This is a genomic window from Streptomyces marinisediminis (assembly GCF_026262575.1).
GTDB lineage: Bacteria > Actinomycetota > Actinomycetes > Streptomycetales > Streptomycetaceae > Streptomyces > Streptomyces marinisediminis.
Genome location: NZ_JAPKFL010000108.1, coordinates 1 through 637 on the forward strand (window position 1 = coordinate 1; position 637 = coordinate 637).

The window sequence follows — 637 nt, forward strand, 5'->3', positions numbered from 1 at the left end:
GAGGAGGGCCTGGGCCTCGATGGGGTCGCCGAGCCGGGTGCCCGTCCCGTGCGCCTCGACGGCGTCCACGTCGCCGGGGTCCAGGCCGGCGCCCGCGAGGGCCTGGCGGATGACGCGCTGCTGGGACGGCCCGTTGGGCGCGGTGAGCCCGTTGGAGGCGCCGTCCTGGTTGACGGCCGTGCCCCGGACGACGGCGAGCACCCGGTGCCCGTTGCGCCGCGCGTCCGACAGCCGCTCGACCACCAGCACGCCCACGCCCTCGGACCAGCCGGTGCCGTCGGCGGCGTCGGAGAAGGACTTGCAGCGCCCGTCGGAGGCCAGGCCGCCCTGGCGGGAGAACTCGGTGAAGGTGGTGGGGGTGGCCATGACGGTCACGCCGCCGGCGAGCGCCATCGTGCACTCGCCGGCGCGCAGCGCCTGGATCGCCCAGTGCAGCGCCACCAGCGACGACGAACACGCCGTGTCCACCGTCACCGCCGGGCCCTCCAGACCCAGCGCGTACGACACCCGGCCCGACAGCACACTGCCGGACGTGCCGAGCCCCAGGAAGGCGTCGACGCCGGAGGGCACGGACTCGGCGTTGGAGCCGTAGTCGTGGTACATGAGCCCGGCGAAGACGCCGGTGCGCGAGCCCTTG

Annotated in this window: 1 protein-coding gene; it reads right to left on the reverse strand. The window is 75.5% G+C overall.

What is annotated here, in order from left to right; translation table 11 throughout:
- The coding region (locus OSB71_RS24280; RefSeq protein WP_265950951.1) for a beta-ketoacyl synthase N-terminal-like domain-containing protein at positions 1 to 637 on the reverse strand (637 nt) is incomplete at both ends.